Source organism: Enterococcus asini ATCC 700915 (assembly GCF_000407365.1).
Lineage (GTDB): Bacteria > Bacillota > Bacilli > Lactobacillales > Enterococcaceae > Enterococcus_C > Enterococcus_C asini.
Map to the genome: position 1 here is coordinate 1,282,135 of NZ_ASVU01000001.1, position 18,687 is coordinate 1,300,821.

Sequence of the window (18,687 nt, forward strand, 5' to 3'; positions counted from 1 at the left end):
GAGTTAAGGAAGTTTGGAGAGGATAAAAATGGGAAAACGAATGTTTACAATGATCGGCGCAGGCTGCTTAGTGATTTTGGTGGTGGTAATGGGCCTGTATTTCTTTACGGATTTTGGTCACACGCCGAAACCAGGCACTACGAATGAAAGCAAATCCAGTGCGTCGACTACTAGCACGGTGGTTAAGTCTAGTACCAGTGAAAGTAGCGACGAAAAAACAGAAGACGACAAAGTAGCAAACTTAGTAGCTGAGATGTCTACCAAAGAAAAGGTCGGCCAACTGTTCTTGGCCCGAGTACCGGTGGAAAATGCCTTGAGCGATATTCAGGAGTATCATCTAGGTGGCTACTTGCTATTTGGCCGTGATGTGGAAGGTAAGACCTATGACGAGGTTCAAAGCACTATTGCCCAATACCAAGAAACTAGTGAAGTGCCCATGCTGATTGCCGCCGACGAAGAAGGAGGCACCGTGAGCCGAGTGAGTCGCAATAGTCAGCTAGTGGCGACACCCTTCCAGTCACCTCAAGACCTTTATGCCCAAGGCGGGTGGGATGCAATTACCAAAGATACCACGGATAAAGCCGGTATTCTAAAAGAATTAGGCATCGACACCGGACTTTTTCCCGTGGCGGATGTAGCCACAGATCCCAATGCCTTTATCTATGACCGGACCATTGGCCAAGATGCCAAGGGAACGGCAGAATACGTGACCACTGTGGTAAAAGCATTGAAAAAAGCCCACTCTGGTTCCACTTTGAAGCATTTTCCGGGATATGGGAACAACCAAGACTCCCACACGGATATCGTGACGGATACTCGCTCGATGACAGAGTTAGAAGACAATGATTTGGTGCCTTTTCAAGCGGGGATTGACGCTGGGGTAGACAGCATTTTGGTGTCCCATAATATCGTCAATGCCATTGACGACAGCGTGCCGGCTTCGGTTTCTGCGCCGGTCCATGACCTGTTGCGCAAAGACATGGGCTTTGACGGGGTGATCATGACCGACGATATGGATATGGCGGGACTAGCAGACTTCATGTCCCAAGAAGAAGCCGGGTTGAAGGCGTTACAAGCAGGAAATGACCTGATTTTGTCTTCTACCTATGCTAGTCAGATTCCCTATGTCTTACAAGCAATCGAAGACGGAGAATACAGTGAAAAAGACTTGGATGCTTCAGTGACTCGGGTCTTAAATTGGAAAGAAGAATTGGGTTTGTTAGCGGAATAAGCAAGGCTCGTGACGCCGGTTAAGGTGCCGGTGTATTAGGCGGCCGAAAAGGAGAGTATCATGAAGAATTGTCCAAATTGCGGCGCGGCGCTTCCGGACGACAGCAAAGCCTGTCCGGTCTGTGGCTATGTGTTGCAACAAAAAATCCCCCGGGGAGATTTGGCCAAAGAAGCTAGCACAAAGGAAGAATCAGCTGACTTGGCAAAATCAGGGGGGGTACCGACTACTGCAACTACTGACAGTGTGTCGGCTGAGGCTGGTGAAAAACTAGCAAAAGAAGTGCCGGCAGACTTAGAAGCTGCGGCATCTACGGCTGTGCCAGAAGAAGCTACACCGGAATCAACTGTTACCGAAGAGTCGACGACCCAAGAAGTGGAGGTTGCTGAAGTAGCTGAAGTGCGTCCGGGGGTGACAGCGGCAAGTGGTGGGGCAGAAGAAGCAGTAAAGGCAACTCACGAAACCGGAACTTCTGAGACTAAAGTTGAGGAAGATGCGATTTTTGAACCGACTGGCCCGGAACTTACAGAAAGTCCAGCACTTGAAGGAGACGCGGGTTCCTCTGAATCTCTCCCTCATGAAACCGAGGAACAGGGAGAAAGCCCAGAAGAAGCTACCAAAAGAGCGACTACCTCCAGTGAGACTGTCGCAAAAACGTTCACCAAAAAGCCGGAGTTGACCGTTTTACCCGGGGGCAAACAAGCTGAAGAGGAAGCAGAGGGGCCCACACCCGGTGACCATCTGTTAGGCTACTTCCGCTTCCTTAATCGGCAAATCTTATCCCCGAATTTTAACCAAATCGGACCGGCCACCAAAGCCGAAAAATGGTACGGTGTGGCGAGCTTCTTAATTATCGTTTTAAGTAACGGCTTTGCGCTAAGTCGCCTGTTAACGAGTTTGATTTACCGGGTGCTAGGGATGATTCAATCCTTTGGCCTGCAATTCCAGTATCGAGGCTCTAGCCTGCTCTTTTTCTTCGAGCTAAGCCTGTACTTGGCGGTGGCCGGCGTCATCTACTTGTTGGCTTATTATTTGGTGGCTGGGAAAATCTTCGGTCGACCGGTGCAGTTCCTTCAAGCCCTAGGAGAATTAATGGCCCCAGCATCACTGGCGGTCTATCTCAGCCTTGGGGCAGTCGTCTTTTCACTATTGCTCAGCGACATGTCCAAGGGAATCTTGACCTTTGTAGTGGCTAGCTTGCTGCTTGTCGGGGTATCCTTTGTGGGCAACCTGTGGCAAACGCCGAATCTCACCGGTCGTTTCAATCGCTTTTATACGATTTTATTGACTAGCTTAGTGTGCCTTTTGGTACTGGTTTTGGTGAGTCGCTTCTTTTTAACCGGTATGCTTCAAGACTTGCCGATTCAACAAGTGCCCACTGGCATCGAGGATCTCTTTGGCGAGAGCGATTTGTTTTATTAACTTTTATTAACTAAGTTACAGTCCGGCAGAATACTGTCGGACTGTTTTTTTTACGTTTTATTAAAAGCGTTTTACAAGGAAGTGGATGAAAGGTACACTAAATGATGATCAGGATGTCGAAGAGCATTGGAAAAGGAGCGACAAGATGAAAAAATGGCAAAAGTGTGGGCTAGCTTTGTTGGGAATCAGTGGTTTTTTCTTTTGGTTGTGTCACTTGACGCCGTTTTATGGAGTCCGCACGGTACTGTTTTTTAGCGGTCATCCGCTTCAAAGTATCCAAAATCCAGTTGTTTTTGACCATATCGATGAGGCTGGGCGTTGGGTTTATCAAATCACGGAGCCTGTCCCACCGGAGCAAGACCCGCCAGAACCAGAACAAGAGCTCGAAGTTTTGAGCGAATACGCCGTGGAGCGGTCTTGGTATTTGTTGTATTTTGCAAAACAGTATAAGGATAAGTGAACAAAAAAACGGCCCACCGAACAATGGCGGACCGTTTTTTTTAGTTTTCCCACTCCTCACGCAACACGCCATACTTGACGGAATCATAATACTGGCCTTGCCAGAAGCGGACTTTGCGAATTTGGGCTTCTTTTTCCATACCCAGTTTTTCGCCTAAGCGCATCATGGCGAAATTGCCGGACCAAGTGGTAAAGCCTACTCGGGGAAGATCGGGATGGAGCTTAAAGAGATAGGTGAGCCAAAGCTGGCAGGCGGCGGTGCCGAGTCCGCTATTCCACAAGCGCTGGTCGTAAAGAGCCAAGCCGAATTCCAACCAGCGTTCTAAGTGGCCGTCCTCGAAGTATGCACTGACTTCCCCCACAAGTTTTCCTTGGTACCAGATACCCGCGTGATGAGGATGGGCTGTAATCTTTGGACCCCGTTTTTCTAGAAATGCTTCCCAAGTGAGTACGGGATCTTCAAAATAAGGACCGTCCCATGCCCTCCAAGCTAAATCTGCTGCGGGGCCATGGCTGATTTGCCAAAGTGGCGAGAGGTGTTCTGGCGTAATCGTCTTAAGTTGCAGTGATTGGTCTGTGTTTTGTAAAAGCATGGCGGTCTCCTTTGGGCTTTTAGTTTCTAGCGACTCCCCGCAAACTGTGCCTGATACAGCTGAGTATACGCACCGTTTTGGGCCAGGAGTGCTTCATGGGTGCCTTGTTCCACGATGGCGCCGTGGTCCATGACTAAGATATGGTCGGCGCCTTGAATCGTTGCTAAGCGGTGGGCGATCACAAAGCTAGTGCGGCCTTGCATCATGGCTAGAAAAGCGGCTTGGATTTTTTGTTCGGTTAAAGTATCCACGCTACTGGTCGCTTCGTCTAAAATCAGCATGGCGGGTTTGGCAATCATGGTCCGGGCGATGGTTAAAAGCTGTTTTTGTCCCTCTGAAAGCTTCAGCCCTTGAGAGCCTACTAGGGTATCAAGTTTTTGCGGCAGGCGCTCTACGTATTCGTACATATAGGTTTCTTTCAAGGCGGCGTAGATTTCGTCGTCGGTGGCAGTGGGCCGGCCATAGGTCAGATTGTCCCGCAGGCTTGCGTCAAAGAGCCAAGGTTCTTGTAACACCATGCCGAAATGCTGGCGCAGACTGCTGCGGGTCACCTGGCGAATGTCGGTGCCATCCACGGTAATCCGCCCGGCGTCAATGGGATAAAAGCCCATGAGCAGATTGACCAAGGTGGACTTGCCGGCGCCGGTTTGCCCGACAATCGCCACGGTTTCCCCCGGGGCACAAGCAAAGGTGAAGTCATGAATCAACGGGGTTTCCGGTTTGTAAGAAAAGGCCACGTCTTCAAAAGCCACGGCACCTTGGACGGGCTTAGTCGCGCCTAGGACTAGAGCATCCGGCGCATCCGGTGCTTCCGGTGCTTGATCTAAAAGCTCGAAGCTACGTTTTAGTCCGGCCAAAGCGGTTTGAATCTGGGTGGTAATCCCGGAAAGCTCGATAAAAGGCTTGGTGAACTGGCTAGCGTACAAGGTGAAGCTGGCAATCATGCCCACGGTGACCAAAGAACTCCCGGACAAAATCAAGAGCGCCCCCACAAACCCCACCGCCACATAGGCCAAATGGTCGACGAAACGAGAAGCAGGGTTGGTCAAGGAGGAGGAAAACTGAGCCTTTTGCCCTTTGTGATAGAGTTCTTGATTGACGGACTCAAACTGAGCTTGATTGTGGCTTTCTCGGTGGAAGGTCTTGACGATTTTTTGATTGCTGACCATTTCACTGACAAAACCGGACAAAGCCCCGGTAATCTGCTGTTGGGCAGCAAAGTCTTGTTGGGAGTGCTTGGCCACTTCATAGCTGACAAAGAAAATCACTGGGGTGGCTAACAGCACCACCAAAGTCAGCAGGGGACTTAAGACCAACATCACCACAAAGGCAATCACCACGGTGGTCATGCCGGAGAAGACTTGGCTGAAAACCGCGGCCAAAGCGATGGCGATATTGTCCATGTCGTTGGTAAAGCGGCTTAGGATATCTCCATGGCTGTGCTCGTCGTAATAGCGCAAAGGCAAGTGATTCAAATGAGTAAAGGCCGCATCTCGTAAGTCGGCGGTACTGCGGTAAGCCAAAGCGTTACCTAGGCGCTGAATCAAAAGCTGACTAATAACAGTCACGAGAATCAAGGCGGCAAACTGGGCCAAGAGCTTTCCTAAACCGGCAAAGTCCACTTGTCCAGCGCCGATTAAACGGTCGATGGCGGCACCGATTTGCCACGTCATTAAGACACCAGCGCCACCAGCTAAGATGCCGAAAAAGGCGGCGGCTAGCATTTGCCGGCGATAGCGACGCAAGTAAGGCCAGAATTTTTTCATAGTTTTGGGATCGATGATTTTATGCATGGGAAACACCTTCTTCCTGAGAGGCGAGGATTGCTTGGTAAGCGGGACTGGTGGCGGCCAATTCCTGATGCGTGCCTTGAGCCACCAAACGCCCCTGATCCATTACCAGAATCAAGTCCGCTTGGGCGATGGAAGAAATCCTTTGGGAAATAATCATCACCGTGCCTTTTTGAGTTTGATTGAGAGCTTGGCGTAAGTTTAAGTCCGTCTGGTAATCCAGAGCGCTTAAGGAGTCGTCTAGGATCAACAAAGGGGCCTTTTTAATCAACGCCCGGGCGATGGTCAGCCGTTGTCGTTGCCCACCACTTAAGTTTTGTCCACCTTCAAAAATCGCGGTGTCTAACTGATTGGGTAATGCCCGGACAAACTCCGCTGCTTGGGCGATTTCAAGAGCGCGCCAGCATTCTTCATCGGTGGCATCGGATTTGCCCCATTGTAAATTGTCCCGAATCGTGCCGGAAAACAGCACGGCTTTTTGGGGAACTTGGGCGATTTGCTCCACTAAGGTTGCCGGTGGCCACTGGGCTAAGGAGCGATCGTTTAGGCGGATGTCTCCTGATGTCACCGGGTAAAAGCCCGCGATTAGTTGGGTTAAGGTGGTCTTGCCGCTGCCGGTGGCGCCGGTGATGCCCACGAGCATCCCCGGCTCAATGGTGAAAGAAATGTCTTGGAGTGCTAGGCCGTAGTCGGCGCCATAGCGAAAGTCCACTTGGTCGAACTGGACTTTGGTGGCGGCGTTTACCGTCAGTGAAGTCGAGGCCGCTTCTTTAGACAAGTCAGGGGTCAAAGTGTCTTTTGAATCCGTAGTTTTTGCAGCTACCGGCTGTTCGGTAGGAGTATCCAAGACTTCGTTTAAGCGCTGAGCGGAAGCCGCCGCCCGGGTGAAGATGACCACCAGATTGGAAACGACGATTAAAGCAAGTAGCATCTGGTTCATATAGTTGACCAGGGCCAAAATCTCCCCTTGAGCCAAGCGACCGCTATTGACCCAAGGCGCACCTTGGGCAAACAAGGCCAAAATCCCCAAGTTTAAAATCAGCGTCGTCGCCGGGGTTAAAATAGCAGAAAGGTTGTTCACCCGAATGGAAACCTTGGCGAGATTGTCTGCCCCTTGATGAAAGCCACTGACTTCCCGTTTTTCCCCGGTATAGGCCCGAATCACTCGGACACCGCTGAGGTTTTGCTCCACCAGTTGATTGACCCGGTCCAAAAGACTCTGGGCTTTCTTATACAAAGGCACACTGCTTTTGATAATCACAAAGAGCAACAGGCAAAACAGGGGCAAGACGAGTAGAAACAAAAGCCCGGCTTGCCAATCGATGGTAAAGGCCATAATCACGGCGCCAATGCTTAGAAAAGGCGCCCGCACCACGAGGCGGATCAACATGGCCAAAGCCAGTTGCAATTGATTCACATCGTTCGTCGTCCGAGTAATCAGTGAATCCGTACCAAAGTGATTCAGTTGAGAAAAGGATAGCTCGTTGATTTTCTCCATTAGGCGATTGCGCAATTGGGTGCCGAAGCCTTGAGAAGCAATCGAGGAATAGTACTGGCAAATCACCGCGCAACCTAAGCCCACGATAGACAAAAGGACCATTAGTCCCATCATTTGCCAGACTACTTGGGGATTTTCGGCGTTGATCCCTTCATCCACCAAGCGAGCCATAAGCAATGGCAAAAAAAGTTCAAAGACCGCTTCTAGGAATTTAAAGAAGGGACCGAGAATGATCTGTTTCCGATAATTTTTGGCATGAATCAATAATTTTAACATGGAAAACTCCTTTATCTGATTGCCGGGGGCGTCAAACGCTGCCCCGGGGTCACCTTATTTTAGCCGATTGCGTCCCAAGTGAAAAGGGTCAGGGTATCAGGGAAGCTTTATAAAGTGATGAAGGCGGGGCAGTGTCTCGGGTTTGTTTTGGAGCCGGCAGAAGACGTGCTACGGATACAATTAGGCCGAGTAAGGAGGGCCTGTTTCACTGAGACAAAAGATCTTAGCCCTCAGATGACCTTCCTTCTGGCATCTGGGGGTCACTAGGGTATAATGGAACCAACAGAAAGGGGGATTTTCTTGGCGACATTTATTCAGATTGTGCTTTTATTTTTTTGTTATTCTTTTATCGGCTGGGCCTGGGAGACGGTTTACTGCTCCATTAAAGCTCGGAAGTTCCAGTATCGGGGCTTTTTGATTGGGCCGATTACACCCATTTATGGCTTTGGGATTTTGGCGGTGTTGTACTTTTTAGAACCCCTCCATGACAATCTCCTACTATTATATGTGGCGGCGACAATTATCGTCACGGTGTTGGAGTATGTCACGAGCTTTGGGCTGGAAAAACTCTTTCACGCTTCTTGGTGGGACTACAAAGACGTGCCCTTAAACATCAACGGCCGGGTGGCAGTGCCGGTGTCCTTGTTCTGGGGTGTGGGTTGTGTCTTCATCGTGAAAATCTTGAATCCTCAGGTTTTGCACTTGGAAGAATGGCTGGCTAGTCATTTTGGCTTCTTGCTACCGGTATTCTTGATTGCGCTGATTTCCTTTGATTTAGGCTATACCTTGGCCAATATGGCGGCTTTCCAAGCGGCGGTCAAACGCCTGAATGCCACTGTGGACAATCGCAAGGAAGAGCTCAAAGGGGCGTGGGAAACTTCCAAGGAAGATGTCCAGCAGCGCTTAAATTGGGGCAAATACTTAGGCGACCACCCAGAAGAAGCCAGCAATTTGCCACGGTTGAATTTCAACCAACGGCGCTTATTGAAAAACTTCCCTCACTTGCGCTTGTCCAATGTGAAAAACGGTCAGGAATTGCGCCAGTTGGTGGAAGATTTGCGGAAAGGTTTCAAATAATGTTACAAATCCGTTACAGGAAAAAGTGGGGACTGGCGTGGGCCGGTCCCCACTTTTTTGCAAAAACAGGGAAAAAAGCCACTTCTAAAACCCACTTTTTTCATAGTTTGTAATAAATTGTTAAGAAATTGCAACAAAACTCGCAAAAAGTCTTTGTATAATGAGACAGGTTGGAGAAATCACCCCTCTCATCTAGAGTGGGCTGGTTTTGTCAAGAAAAGTGAGCATGCAAGACAATCAAACAAATCGATAGCAATGCATGAAGGAGTGTTGGATTTTTGAAGAGCAAGTGGACCTTGGCAATCGTGGCCCTATTAGCCGCAAATCTTGTCACCCCGGTCATCGCCCAGGCAGAGTCCTTGGATGAATTGAACCGGAAAGAAAGTGCCGTATTAGAACAAAGCGACCAAATTTCCAGTGAAGTACAAAGTGCTTTGACTGCTGCAAATGAGACCTATGCGCAAGTGGAAGCCACCAAACAAGCCATCAGCGACAATCAGGCGGCCATAAAAAAAGCCCAAGCCGAAATCGTTGAGACGGAAAAAGTCATCGCCAAACGGGAAGCTGTCATAGCGGAACGTTTGAAAAATATCCAAGTCAACGGCAGCTTTGAGTACAACTGGAGCGCCTTGTTGACCGCAGAAAACATCACCGATTTCATCAATCGGGCCATGGCAATTACCCAATTGCAATCCATGGAAAAAGAAAAAATCGACAGTCTCCATGAGGAAAAGACCAAATTGGAAGACTTGCAAGCCACGGTGGAATCCAAACAGGCGGATTTGAAAGAAAATGAAGCCAACTTGGAAGCCGAAGCCAGTGACTTGGACAATAAAGTAGCCGACTTACAGGCACAATTGGCGAAAAAACAAAGCACCTTAGCGGATATCGCCGCTTCCAAAGAGCTAGAAACCGCCCGCATCCAAGCGGAAAAGGAAAAAGCTGCTAAAGAAGCCGCTGAAAAGAAAGCGCAAGAAGAAGCCGCCAAAGAAGCCGCTGCGAAAAAACAAGCCGAAGCCGAGGCAGCAGCCAAAGCGTCAGCTGAGTCTAGCGCCAAAGAATCAAGTAGCACCAGTGCCCAAGATTCCAGCAGTTCTGCTGAGTCTAGCACAAGCGAAAGCTCAACCAATGACAGTAGTTCAACCGAAGACTCCACTAGCGAAAGCACCACGCCAAGTGAAGACAACAACGGTGGCAATGACAACTCAAGTAATGGCAACTACACGACCATGAGTTTTGAGTCTACTGCCTATTCTTATGCGGAACCAGGAGCAAGCTACTTCACTGCTTCCGGAACCGACCTACGCACCAATCCTCAAGCAGTAGCCGTGGATCCATCCGTGATTCCATTAGGCACCTTGGTGGAAGTCGAAGGCTATGGCCTAGCCGTTGCTTTGGATACCGGTGGCGCAATCAAAGGCCGGATTATCGACGTGCATTTTGACAACGTGCCCGCCTGCACCAATTGGGGCCGTCGTCAAGTGCAAGTGAAGATTTATCGTTAGAAAAAAATGTGAAAAGATCGTTACCAGCGAACAATTGGTGACGGTCTTTTTTAGCGGTGAATTGGCGAACGTTCGGCTTTAGTACGCGCTTTCTGATTTTCGTAAAACCTAGGATAAATGCATTATAAGTGTGTTATGAATAACTTTTTTTGCATATTAGAAAAACTAGAAAAAGACAGAAGATACCGTGCTTTAAACACAAGTAATCTGTTTTTTAACTATCTTTTTTTGCACACCGCGGCAGAAAATCTGATGAAAATACCGCATAAAAGGAAACGATATCAATTTTTTATCTAGAAAAAAATTGGTTTAAAAAAATATTCTGTTATTCAGTTTTCGAAACAATCTAAATAAGAAAACAATTATAGTGTCAAATGAAAACATGACATGACAGGGGTTCTAGAGTATAATTTCACTTAAGTGTTTTGTGAAAAAGATACGAAGGAAGTTTGTTTTTTTCGCTAAAAAACGTCGGGAATTTGAATGGATAAATAAGGAGTGGCCTATGTCAAAAGGAAAGAAAATCATCTTAGTAATCGTGGGAATCCTCGTAGCAATCACAGCCGTAATAGTCGGTGTAGGTGCGAAGGTCTACTGGGATGTCAGTCATTCAGTGAAGGCGACCTATGAGTCTGTGGAACGGGAGCAAGCGTCGAGCCTTAGAACGAAAGCGGTTAGCTTGGAAAAAGAGGACCCTTTTTCCGTGTTGTTGCTAGGGATTGATACGGGGGATTTAGGTCGGACCGATCAAGGACGCTCGGATACGATGATGGTAGCTGCGGTGAATCCAACCGATCAAAAAACGACCATCGTCAGCATCGCTCGGGATACCTATGTGCCAATCGTCGGTCACGGTACCGATGACAAAATCAACCACGCCTATGCATTTGGTGGAGCCGCCATGTCCATGGATACTGTGGAAGGCTACTTGAACACCCCGATTGATCATTATGTGGCGATTAATATGGCTGGGCTAAAAGAATTAGTCGACGCTGTGGGCGGCATTGAAGTGGGCAATGAAACTCAGTTTACTCAAGACGGTTATACCTTCGAACACGGGAAGATCACCTTGGATGGGGAACAAGCCTTGGCTTACTCTCGCATGCGTAAAGAAGATCCAAAAGGCGACTATGGCCGACAAGAGCGTCAACGAAGCATCGTGATTGGTGTGGTGGACAAAATCTTGACGTTAGACGGTATCACTAAGTACCAAGAAGTCTTGAATGCCATGGAAGAAAACATGAAGACCGACTTGACCTTTGATCAATTGAAAAAAATCGCTCTGAACTATCGGGATGCTTTCACAAAAGTAACCACCGATCAGATGCAAGGAGAAGGCTTTATGCAAGACGGCATCAGTTATCAACGAGTGAGTGATAGCGAGCGTCAAAGAGTTGAAGATGAGCTAGCTGAACAACTTGATGTGAAGTAACCATGTTTGATGTAAAAAATGCTTATCTAGCGTTCCTAGCTAGTCGGGCCAAAAAGCACACTCTAAACAAGAGAGTCTGCTATTTATTAAGTTTTGCTGATAATGACGGTGGTGCAATTGACGCATTGCAGCAACAATATGGGACGGATTTTCTTCTAGCTTATACGCCGCAAATGACGGAAGTGGCCAAAAGCTATGCCGCAAAAGGAGTGGTAATCACCCCTTTTTCCCCACGAGCGTTCTGCATGGAGAGAAGTTGGCGACAAATCGCAAGCTGTCAAATCATCATCGCCGACAATTACTACCCGGAGTTGGCCGCTTTAAGCCAGCCTCAACGAAAAATCATCCAAATCTGGCATGCCACCGGGGCTTTGAAGGCATTCGGGTGGCAAGATCCAAAGACCAAAAAGCGCAGTCAAGCCGATCAAGTGCGTTTTCAAAAGGTCTATGGCAGTTTGACGGATATCGTTGTCGGTTCTCAGGCCATGGGAAAAGTCTTTGAAGCTGCTTACCACATTGATCCGGCCCGGGTTCGTTATCTCGGTGCTCCTCGTACAGATGTTTTGCAGCCAACTGCTCTGGCTATTACAGTACTGACAGCTGAACCTACCACCGTGCTTTATGTTCCCACCTATCGTGATTCCCTTGAAGAAATGCGGACTGTGCTGACATCGGCTTTCCGTGCTTTTCAAAATAGTGACATGCAGGTTTTAGTGAAGCTTCACCCCCATCTTGCTCGACAATTATCGGACGTTAAGACGCCAACTAATGTCCGGCTAGTGACAGGAAATCTGTTGGCACTCTTTGATCAAAGTGAGTATCTAGTGACGGATTATTCTTCCTGTGTCTTCGATTTTATGCTACGACGTCCGGGACAGGGAATTTGCTTGTACTGTCCGGATTTAGAGCACTATGCTGATACCACCGGCTTGCAACCGGATTTCAAAGTAGACTGGCAACCTTGGTTAGCCCAAAGTTCCGAGGAGTTAGCGGTCAAATTGCAAGCTGCATCTCAGCCAAACAATGAGAAAACAGAGACGTTGCTTTTACAGCAACAAGCTTTGAGCCAAAAATGGCAAGAATACAATACCGGCCAAGCGGTAGAGGGACTACTAGCCTTGGTAGATCGGTATTTACAAACAGAAAATAGTTGATGAAGAGAGGAAGATGATTGATGAAGACCGAATACATTAGTGGATTGCCCGTAGATAATTTAACTGAAGAGACCCTTCGTCAAGATTTACCAGTCTATATTACCTCGGGTAGGAAAATGATGGTCACTAGTGTCAATCCCCAAATCTCTTTACAAGTCGAACGGTATCCCCAGGTGAAAGCCTATATCGAGCGTGCCACCCATCGTTTACCCGATGGCGTTGGAATTGTCAAAATGTCCAAGTATCTAGGTGGCACGATTCGCAAGCGTGTCACTGGTATCGATGTCATGGACATGATGCTACGCTACGCCGATGAACAGGGACACCGGATTTTTTTGTATGGTGCCAAAAAAGAAATTGTAAAAAAAGCCGCTAAAAATATTGCGAAAGACTATCCCAACCTCGTGGTGGCGGGCTATCTCCACGGTTTTACCACACGGGAACCAGAAAAAATCGTGGATAAAATCAACGCTGCCAATCCCACTTTCCTCTTTGTGGCCCTAGGTTCTCCAAAACAAGAACTCTTTTTAGAAGCACAAGTGGACAATTTGAATGCCAGTGTCTTTTTGGACGTAGGGGGGACCTTCGACGTATTGTCGGGGGAAGTCAAACGAGCACCTAAAATTTTTATCAAGCTTAATTTAGAATGGCTTTATCGCTCCGTGCGCTACGGTCGCTGGGATCGGCTAAAACAGATCCCCCAGTTTCTGATTAAGAGTTGGCAGATGCGATGGCAATCTCGCAAGCCAGGAAAAGAAAATCAAGCCAATAATAATCTCACTCCCGGCAAAGGAACACAATCATTACACAAAGGACGGGGGGCGAGCTAATGCATGTATTGTTTATCTTAGGAGCCGGAAAAGACAGTTGTTTTTATCTTTTGTCTTTGGAAAAAAAAGGGAAAACCTTGTTGCGTCTGGGACCGGATCAATTGGTGAAAGGACAAGAATTAGGTCTGCGTTATTTAGATTTTTCTGAGGATGCTGCTGTTTTTTGTCACTGGTTAGCAGAAGCCTTGAATGTAGCCATTGATCATTATGTTCTGTTAACTCAAGCCAGTTTACGGGAGTTTCTATTTGCGCAAAAAGAGACGATTGAGGTTCGCAATCCTAAAGCCTTTACCTATCATGGGCAGGTTTCGGGAGCAGACGAGAAACATAATTTTCAAAATTGCGAAGAAGCTTTTCCCAAAGGGCCGCAATCTTTAGATTCCGCGGCTTTTTCACGGTTTATTGCTTATCAGGAAGATGCTCCGGGAGTTTTTGGTGTCTTTGCTCGGCAAGAACACGTGTTGCGCTTGATAAAAGAAGCTCTTTTGACCAGTGCCAATCCAGTGACTATCACCAAGCATTTTCGGCACTTTATCCGACTAGTAACAACGGATTTGAGTTTGACCGATTGCTTGCGTCTGGCGGGAAAATACCAAGAGACAAAAGGAGAAAGAATCCGCCGACTGAGCTGGGACAATGAGTAGCAATGAAGTTTGCGCGTAAAGACTGACCAGCAGTCTTGATTACTTATAGAATCAACTAGAATGGAAGATCATCGATGAATGCCAAGCTGAGACGTACCTTGGAGCGTATGTATCATAAAGTAGTGACCGCCACTTTTACCGTGGTCGGGCGCCTGCCGAAACGGGAGCTTTTCTTTTTTGAAAGCTTCCACGGCCGGCAATACAGCGACAATCCAAGAGCCATATATGAATACATACAAAGCCAATATCCTGAAGCTACTTGCGTCTGGGCAGTCAAAAAAGGTTTTGAACAGCCTTTTATCGATAATGATGTGCCCTATGTGCGACGCATGGGTTTGAATTGGCTTTTGACCATGCCCCGGGCTAAATATTGGATCTTCAACACTCGCATGCCTAAGTGGATGAAAAAAACTACGGGCACTACTTTTGTCCAAACTTGGCACGGCACCCCTTTAAAACGCTTAGGACTAGATATACAGCAGGTCAATATGCCGGATACGGACACTGAGCGCTACCGGGAGAATTTTCGCCAAGAGTCTGCACGGTGGGATTACTTACTTTCTCCCAATGCTTATAGTACGACGATTTTTAAAAGAGCTTTTGCTTATACCGGTCCGGTTTTAGAAATCGGCTACCCGCGAAACGATATCTTGCAAGACGAGGAGCATTTGGCGGCCAATCGCCAGCAGGTTTTGCAGAAACTGGGGCTTCAGGAAGGCCAGAAAATCATCTTGTACGCTCCTACTTGGCGAGACAATCAATTCCACAGAAAAGGTGCTTACAAATACGATAATCAGTTTCCTTTGAGCGCTTTGAGTCGGTGGTGGTGATTACCGCCCAGCACCGGCAGATGTTGGATCAGGTGCTGGCGACTTTTCACCTTACTCCGGATTATGATTTGGATTTGATGACGACCGGGCAGACCTTGCCGGATTTGACGGCGCGGGTGTTGACCGAGCTGACGCCACTGTTACTTCAGGAGCAGCCGGATATGGTGTTGGTTCATGGGGACACGGCGACGACTTTCGCAGCGGCTTTGGCGGCATACTACGGGAAAATTCCGGTGGGGCATGTGGAGGCCGGCTTGCGGACGTATGACAAGTTTGCGCCGTTTCCAGAAGAGGGGAATCGTCAGCTGGTGGATGTCTTGGCGGATGTTTATTTCGCACCCACAGCGGCCAGTCGGGACAATTTGCTAGCGGAAGGTCGCAGGCCGGAGCGGATTTTTGTCACAGGTAATACGGCGATCGATGCCATGCAGGAGACTTTGGCGCAACCTTTCCAAGAGGAGCTGCTGGCTGAGCTAGCCGGGCGCCAGGTGATTTTGGTGACCATGCATCGTCGGGAAAATCTCGGGGAGCCGATGCATCAGGTTTTCCGAGCGTTGAAGCAGGTTTTGGCTCGCTATCCTCAGGCTGCGGTGGTGTTTCCCGTCCATGCCAATCCCTTGGTACGAAAGATTGTGGCAATGGAGCTGGCGGGAGTCGACTCCGTGTATCTGATTGAACCCTTGGAAGCTGCGGCCTTTCAGCATTACTTAAAGGCGAGTTTTTTGGCGGTGACGGATTCCGGTGGGGTGCAAGAAGAGGCGCCTTCTTTAGGGGTGCCGGTTTTGGTGCTACGAGAGACCACGGAGCGTCCAGAAGGCGTGGCGGCCGGCAATTTGCGCTTAGTAGGCACAGATGAAGAGCAGGTGGCAGCGGCGATTACGGAGCTCTTTGAAGAGGAAGCTGCTTATGAGCGCATGGCCCAAGCTCACAATCCTTACGGGGACGGCCAGGCCAGTCAGCGTATTTTGCAAGGCTTGGCTTATGTGCTGGGAGTGAGTGAGGAGTTGCCCCAGGACTTTATTCCTAAAGGCTAACTGGATAACCAGGCGGGGAGTTCTCCTCGCCTGGTTTTTGTCTAGGCACCGTGTCAGGAATATCCTTAAGCGAACCTTGGGGCTATCTAAATTTTTCTAAGTTCTGGCCTTTGAGGCTGGCCAGCGCGTCTGGTCATGCTACAATGAAACAAGCAAAAAGACCAGTGAAAAGGAAGTGATGGTGTGGAACAAGCAAAGAAATGGCTGAATTATGGTGGCTCGCTGATTTTAGCAGGACTTGCGAGCTATTTAGCGGTGGAATTATTAATGCGGGAAGTCATCGCCAGGTCAGCTCGTTTGGAACGGGTTTTGGCACGTTTTGACTTTACCGATGTGCTTTTAATCGGTGCCATGACGTTGGCTTTGTGGTTGTTTTATCTGCAATGGCTAAAGCGGACACTCTGGCCGGTCTACTGGTATCTGGCTTATAGCCTGTATGCGTGTTTGTTATTTGTCATGTTGTTTACCAAAGCGGACACCAGTCATGCGGTGAGTTTGAATCCCTTGGACTTTTTGAATTGGCATCCTGGTGTCTTGGAATTTTTATTAAATGTGGTGGCTTTTATTCCCTTGGGCGCTTGGTATGGCGCGCATTCTCGGCCTTGGGAGTTTGTGATTATTGCCCTTGTGACGATCCTAGGCATTGAGACGGCCCAGTATGTCTTTTACCTTGGGATCTTCGCAGTCAGCGACATTCTGGCAAACTTTCTCGGTTGTACGCTGGGATATCTGGTTTATCGGCGGTACCGTAGTTATTTTATTCACGCTCCTTTTTAGAGGGAAAGGGCAGACTTCCCCGATTGCTTTTGCCGGATATTTTTTGAGCTGGTTTTGGAGCGGGGAGAAGTCAGCATTTATTTTGAAAAAACTTCACCAAATCCCTTGACGAAATTCTTAAGAAATGATAAATTAGACAACGTTGCAAGTGAGAAAACAACTTTGGAAAACAGCTTGAAAAACATTTCAAATTTGCTGTTGACAGAGTCGTCTAAGCCTGTTAAACTAACAAAGTCGCTGTTCGATGGAAACGTCATTCGAGTGAAATCACTACTGAAACTTCGAAAAAAGTTTTCAAAAGTGTTTGACTTTTGAAAAGCAACCTGATATGATTAATGAGTTGCTGATAGCGACATAGTAGACCTTTGAAAACTGAACAAAAAGCAAAACAACCAATGTGTAGGGCGCTTTGATTTAATCAAAGCAAACAACATTTGCAAGCAATTGCTAGCAAAGTCAATTTTTAACAAATGAGCTTAAACGAGTTTATCTCGTTCAAACACTTTTTATGAGAGTTTGATCCTGGCTCAGGACGAACGCTGGCGGCGTGCCTAATACATGCAAGTCGAACGCTTTTGTTTTCACCGGAGCTTGCTCCACCGAAAACAAAAGAGTGGCGGACGGGTGAGTAACACGTGGGTAACCTGCCCTCAAGCGGGGGATAACACTTGGAAACAGGTGCTAATACCGCATAACAATCAAAGTCGCATGATTTTGATTTGAAAGGCGCTTTTGCGTCACTTGAGGATGGACCCGCGGTGCATTAGCTAGTTGGTGAGGTAACGGCTCACCAAGGCCACGATGCATAGCCGACCTGAGAGGGTGATCGGCCACACTGGGACTGAGACACGGCCCAGACTCCTACGGGAGGCAGCAGTAGGGAATCTTCGGCAATGGACGAAAGTCTGACCGAGCAACGCCGCGTGAGTGAAGAAGGTTTTCGGATCGTAAAACTCTGTTGTTAGAGAAGAACAAGGGTGAGAGTAGAATGTTCACCCCTTGACGGTATCTAACCAGAAAGCCACGGCTAACTACGTGCCAGCAGCCGCGGTAATACGTAGGTGGCAAGCGTTGTCCGGATTTATTGGGCGTAAAGCGAGCGCAGGCGGTCTCTTAAGTCTGATGTGAAAGCCCTCGGCTCAACCGGGGAGGGTCATTGGAAACTGGGAGACTTGAGTGCAGAAGAGGAGAGTGGAATTCCATGTGTAGCGGTGAAATGCGTAGATATATGGAGGAACACCAGTGGCGAAGGCGGCTCTCTGGTCTGTAACTGACGCTGAGGCTCGAAAGCGTGGGGAGCAAACAGGATTAGATACCCTGGTAGTCCACGCCGTAAACGATGAGTGCTAAGTGTTGGAGGGTTTCCGCCCTTCAGTGCTGCAGCTAACGCATTAAGCACTCCGCCTGGGGAGTACGGCCGCAAGGCTGAAACTCAAAGGAATTGACGGGGGCCCGCACAAGCGGTGGAGCATGTGGTTTAATTCGAAGCAACGCGAAGAACCTTACCAGGTCTTGACATCCTTTGACCACTCTAGAGATAGAGCTTTCCCTTCGGGGACAAAGTGACAGGTGGTGCATGGTTGTCGTCAGCTCGTGTCGTGAGATGTTGGGTTAAGTCCCGCAACGAGCGCAACCCTTATTGTTAGTTGCCATCATTCAGTTGGGCACTCTAGCGAGACTGCCGGTGACAAACCGGAGGAAGGTGGGGATGACGTCAAATCATCATGCCCCTTATGACCTGGGCTACACACGTGCTACAATGGGAAGTACAACGAGTTGCGAAGTCGCGAGGCTAAGCTAATCTCTTAAAGCTTCTCTCAGTTCGGATTGCAGGCTGCAACTCGCCTGCATGAAGCCGGAATCGCTAGTAATCGCGGATCAGCACGCCGCGGTGAATACGTTCCCGGGCCTTGTACACACCGCCCGTCACACCACGAGAGTTTGTAACACCCGAAGTCGGTGAGGTAACCTTTTGGAGCCAGCCGCCTAAGGTGGGATAGATGATTGGGGTGAAGTCGTAACAAGGTAGCCGTATCGGAAGGTGCGGCTGGATCACCTCCTTTCTAAGGAATATTACGGAAGACTACACAGTGTTTTGCTTTTGTTCAGTTTTGAGAGGCCTACGGGTATCTCAAAAA

15 protein-coding genes and 1 rRNA gene are annotated in these 18,687 nt (G+C 48.5%); 13 read left to right on the forward strand and 3 right to left on the reverse strand.

Features of this window, described 5'->3' with window-relative positions; all coding sequences use genetic code 11:
- The first annotated feature begins 28 nt into the window (after nucleotides 1–28).
- The 3 genes from I579_RS06295 to I579_RS06305 all read left to right on the forward strand — a co-directional run bounded on the left by I579_RS06295 (nucleotide 29) and on the right by I579_RS06305 (nucleotide 3,110).
- Nucleotides 29–1,231, forward strand: a complete 1,203-nt coding sequence (locus I579_RS06295) for a glycoside hydrolase family 3 N-terminal domain-containing protein (RefSeq protein WP_010754441.1) — start codon at nucleotides 29–31, stop codon at nucleotides 1,229–1,231.
- Nucleotides 1,232–1,291: 60 nt separating this feature from the next.
- Nucleotides 1,292–2,650 carry a zinc-ribbon domain-containing protein gene (locus tag I579_RS06300; protein ID WP_010754440.1) on the forward strand — a complete coding sequence of 453 codons (1,359 nt, stop codon included), beginning with the start codon at nucleotides 1,292–1,294 and terminating at the stop codon, nucleotides 2,648–2,650.
- A 145-nt stretch (nucleotides 2,651–2,795) separates the two neighbouring features.
- Nucleotides 2,796–3,110 (forward strand): hypothetical protein, encoded by a 315-nt coding sequence (locus I579_RS06305; protein ID WP_034810465.1) that lies wholly within the window; start codon nucleotides 2,796–2,798, stop codon nucleotides 3,108–3,110.
- Nucleotides 3,111–3,150: 40 nt separating this feature from the next.
- Here I579_RS06305 and I579_RS06310 read toward each other — a convergent pair whose 3' ends face one another.
- The 3 genes from I579_RS06310 to I579_RS06320 are packed head-to-tail and all read right to left on the reverse strand — an operon-like array spanning nucleotide 3,151 to nucleotide 7,266.
- Nucleotides 3,151–3,702, reverse strand: coding sequence for a GNAT family N-acetyltransferase (locus I579_RS06310; protein ID WP_010754438.1), 552 nt, complete (start codon nucleotides 3,700–3,702; stop codon nucleotides 3,151–3,153).
- A 26-nt stretch (nucleotides 3,703–3,728) separates the two neighbouring features.
- Nucleotides 3,729–5,495 (reverse strand): ABC transporter ATP-binding protein, encoded by a 1,767-nt coding sequence (locus tag I579_RS06315; RefSeq protein ID WP_010754437.1) that lies wholly within the window; start codon nucleotides 5,493–5,495, stop codon nucleotides 3,729–3,731.
- Nucleotides 5,488–7,266, reverse strand: coding sequence for an ABC transporter ATP-binding protein (locus I579_RS06320; protein WP_010754436.1), 1,779 nt, complete (start codon nucleotides 7,264–7,266; stop codon nucleotides 5,488–5,490). Before I579_RS06320 ends, I579_RS06315 begins: the two co-directional genes overlap by 8 nt.
- A gap of 300 nt (nucleotides 7,267–7,566) precedes the next feature.
- Between I579_RS06320 and I579_RS06325 the strand changes: the two genes are divergently transcribed.
- From I579_RS06325 to I579_RS06375, 10 genes are all read left to right on the forward strand, one after another.
- Nucleotides 7,567–8,343, forward strand: coding sequence for a putative ABC transporter permease (locus I579_RS06325; protein WP_010754435.1), 777 nt, complete (start codon nucleotides 7,567–7,569; stop codon nucleotides 8,341–8,343).
- A 278-nt stretch (nucleotides 8,344–8,621) separates the two neighbouring features.
- Nucleotides 8,622–9,848: a 3D domain-containing protein gene (locus I579_RS06330; RefSeq protein ID WP_010754434.1), complete on the forward strand. Its 1,227-nt coding sequence runs from the start codon at nucleotides 8,622–8,624 to the stop codon at nucleotides 9,846–9,848.
- A gap of 505 nt (nucleotides 9,849–10,353) precedes the next feature.
- On the forward strand, nucleotides 10,354–11,280 hold the full coding sequence (locus I579_RS06335; RefSeq protein ID WP_010754433.1) for an LCP family glycopolymer transferase: 927 nt from the start codon (nucleotides 10,354–10,356) through the stop codon (nucleotides 11,278–11,280).
- Between the two features lie 2 nt (nucleotides 11,281–11,282).
- The gene (locus tag I579_RS06340; protein WP_010754432.1) at nucleotides 11,283–12,434 is read left to right on the forward strand and encodes a CDP-glycerol glycerophosphotransferase family protein; all 1,152 of its coding nucleotides are present in this window, start codon (nucleotides 11,283–11,285) and stop codon (nucleotides 12,432–12,434) included.
- A 20-nt stretch (nucleotides 12,435–12,454) separates the two neighbouring features.
- A complete protein-coding gene (locus I579_RS06345; protein ID WP_010754431.1) occupies nucleotides 12,455–13,264 on the forward strand; it encodes a WecB/TagA/CpsF family glycosyltransferase in 810 nt (269 codons plus the stop codon).
- Nucleotides 13,264–13,908 carry an LCP family protein gene (locus I579_RS06350; protein ID WP_010754430.1) on the forward strand — a complete coding sequence of 215 codons (645 nt, stop codon included), beginning with the start codon at nucleotides 13,264–13,266 and terminating at the stop codon, nucleotides 13,906–13,908. The genes I579_RS06345 and I579_RS06350 overlap by 1 nt, the downstream gene beginning before the upstream one ends.
- Before the next feature lie 74 nt (nucleotides 13,909–13,982).
- On the forward strand, nucleotides 13,983–14,738 hold the full coding sequence (locus I579_RS12830) for a CDP-glycerol glycerophosphotransferase family protein (RefSeq protein WP_010754429.1): 756 nt from the start codon (nucleotides 13,983–13,985) through the stop codon (nucleotides 14,736–14,738).
- A complete protein-coding gene (gene wecB, locus I579_RS06360) occupies nucleotides 14,729–15,772 on the forward strand; it encodes a non-hydrolyzing UDP-N-acetylglucosamine 2-epimerase (RefSeq protein ID WP_233419262.1) in 1,044 nt (347 codons plus the stop codon). Before I579_RS12830 ends, wecB begins: the two co-directional genes overlap by 10 nt.
- A gap of 183 nt (nucleotides 15,773–15,955) precedes the next feature.
- Entirely contained in the window at nucleotides 15,956–16,549 is a 594-nt protein-coding gene (locus I579_RS06365; protein WP_010754427.1) for a VanZ family protein, read from the forward strand.
- 504 nt (nucleotides 16,550–17,053) lie between these two features.
- Nucleotides 17,054–18,612: ribosomal RNA gene (locus I579_RS06375) — 16S ribosomal RNA — on the forward strand.
- Nucleotides 18,613–18,687 lie beyond the last annotated feature (75 nt).

Coding starts and splice junctions, on each gene's coding strand:
- I579_RS06320 (WP_010754436.1), bottom strand. CDS start 7,266: ATGTTAAAATTATTGATTCATGCCAAAAATTATCGGAAACAGATCATT.
- I579_RS06345 (WP_010754431.1), top strand. CDS start 12,455: ATGAAGACCGAATACATTAGTGGATTGCCCGTAGATAATTTAACTGAA.
- I579_RS06315 (WP_010754437.1), bottom strand. CDS start 5,495: ATGCATAAAATCATCGATCCCAAAACTATGAAAAAATTCTGGCCTTAC.
- I579_RS12830 (WP_010754429.1), top strand. CDS start 13,983: ATGAATGCCAAGCTGAGACGTACCTTGGAGCGTATGTATCATAAAGTA.
- I579_RS06335 (WP_010754433.1), top strand. CDS start 10,354: ATGTCAAAAGGAAAGAAAATCATCTTAGTAATCGTGGGAATCCTCGTA.
- I579_RS06350 (WP_010754430.1), top strand. CDS start 13,264: ATGCATGTATTGTTTATCTTAGGAGCCGGAAAAGACAGTTGTTTTTAT.
- I579_RS06310 (WP_010754438.1), bottom strand. CDS start 3,702: ATGCTTTTACAAAACACAGACCAATCACTGCAACTTAAGACGATTACG.
- I579_RS06300 (WP_010754440.1), top strand. CDS start 1,292: ATGAAGAATTGTCCAAATTGCGGCGCGGCGCTTCCGGACGACAGCAAA.
- I579_RS06295 (WP_010754441.1), top strand. CDS start 29: ATGGGAAAACGAATGTTTACAATGATCGGCGCAGGCTGCTTAGTGATT.
- I579_RS06340 (WP_010754432.1), top strand. CDS start 11,283: ATGTTTGATGTAAAAAATGCTTATCTAGCGTTCCTAGCTAGTCGGGCC.
- I579_RS06305 (WP_034810465.1), top strand. CDS start 2,796: ATGAAAAAATGGCAAAAGTGTGGGCTAGCTTTGTTGGGAATCAGTGGT.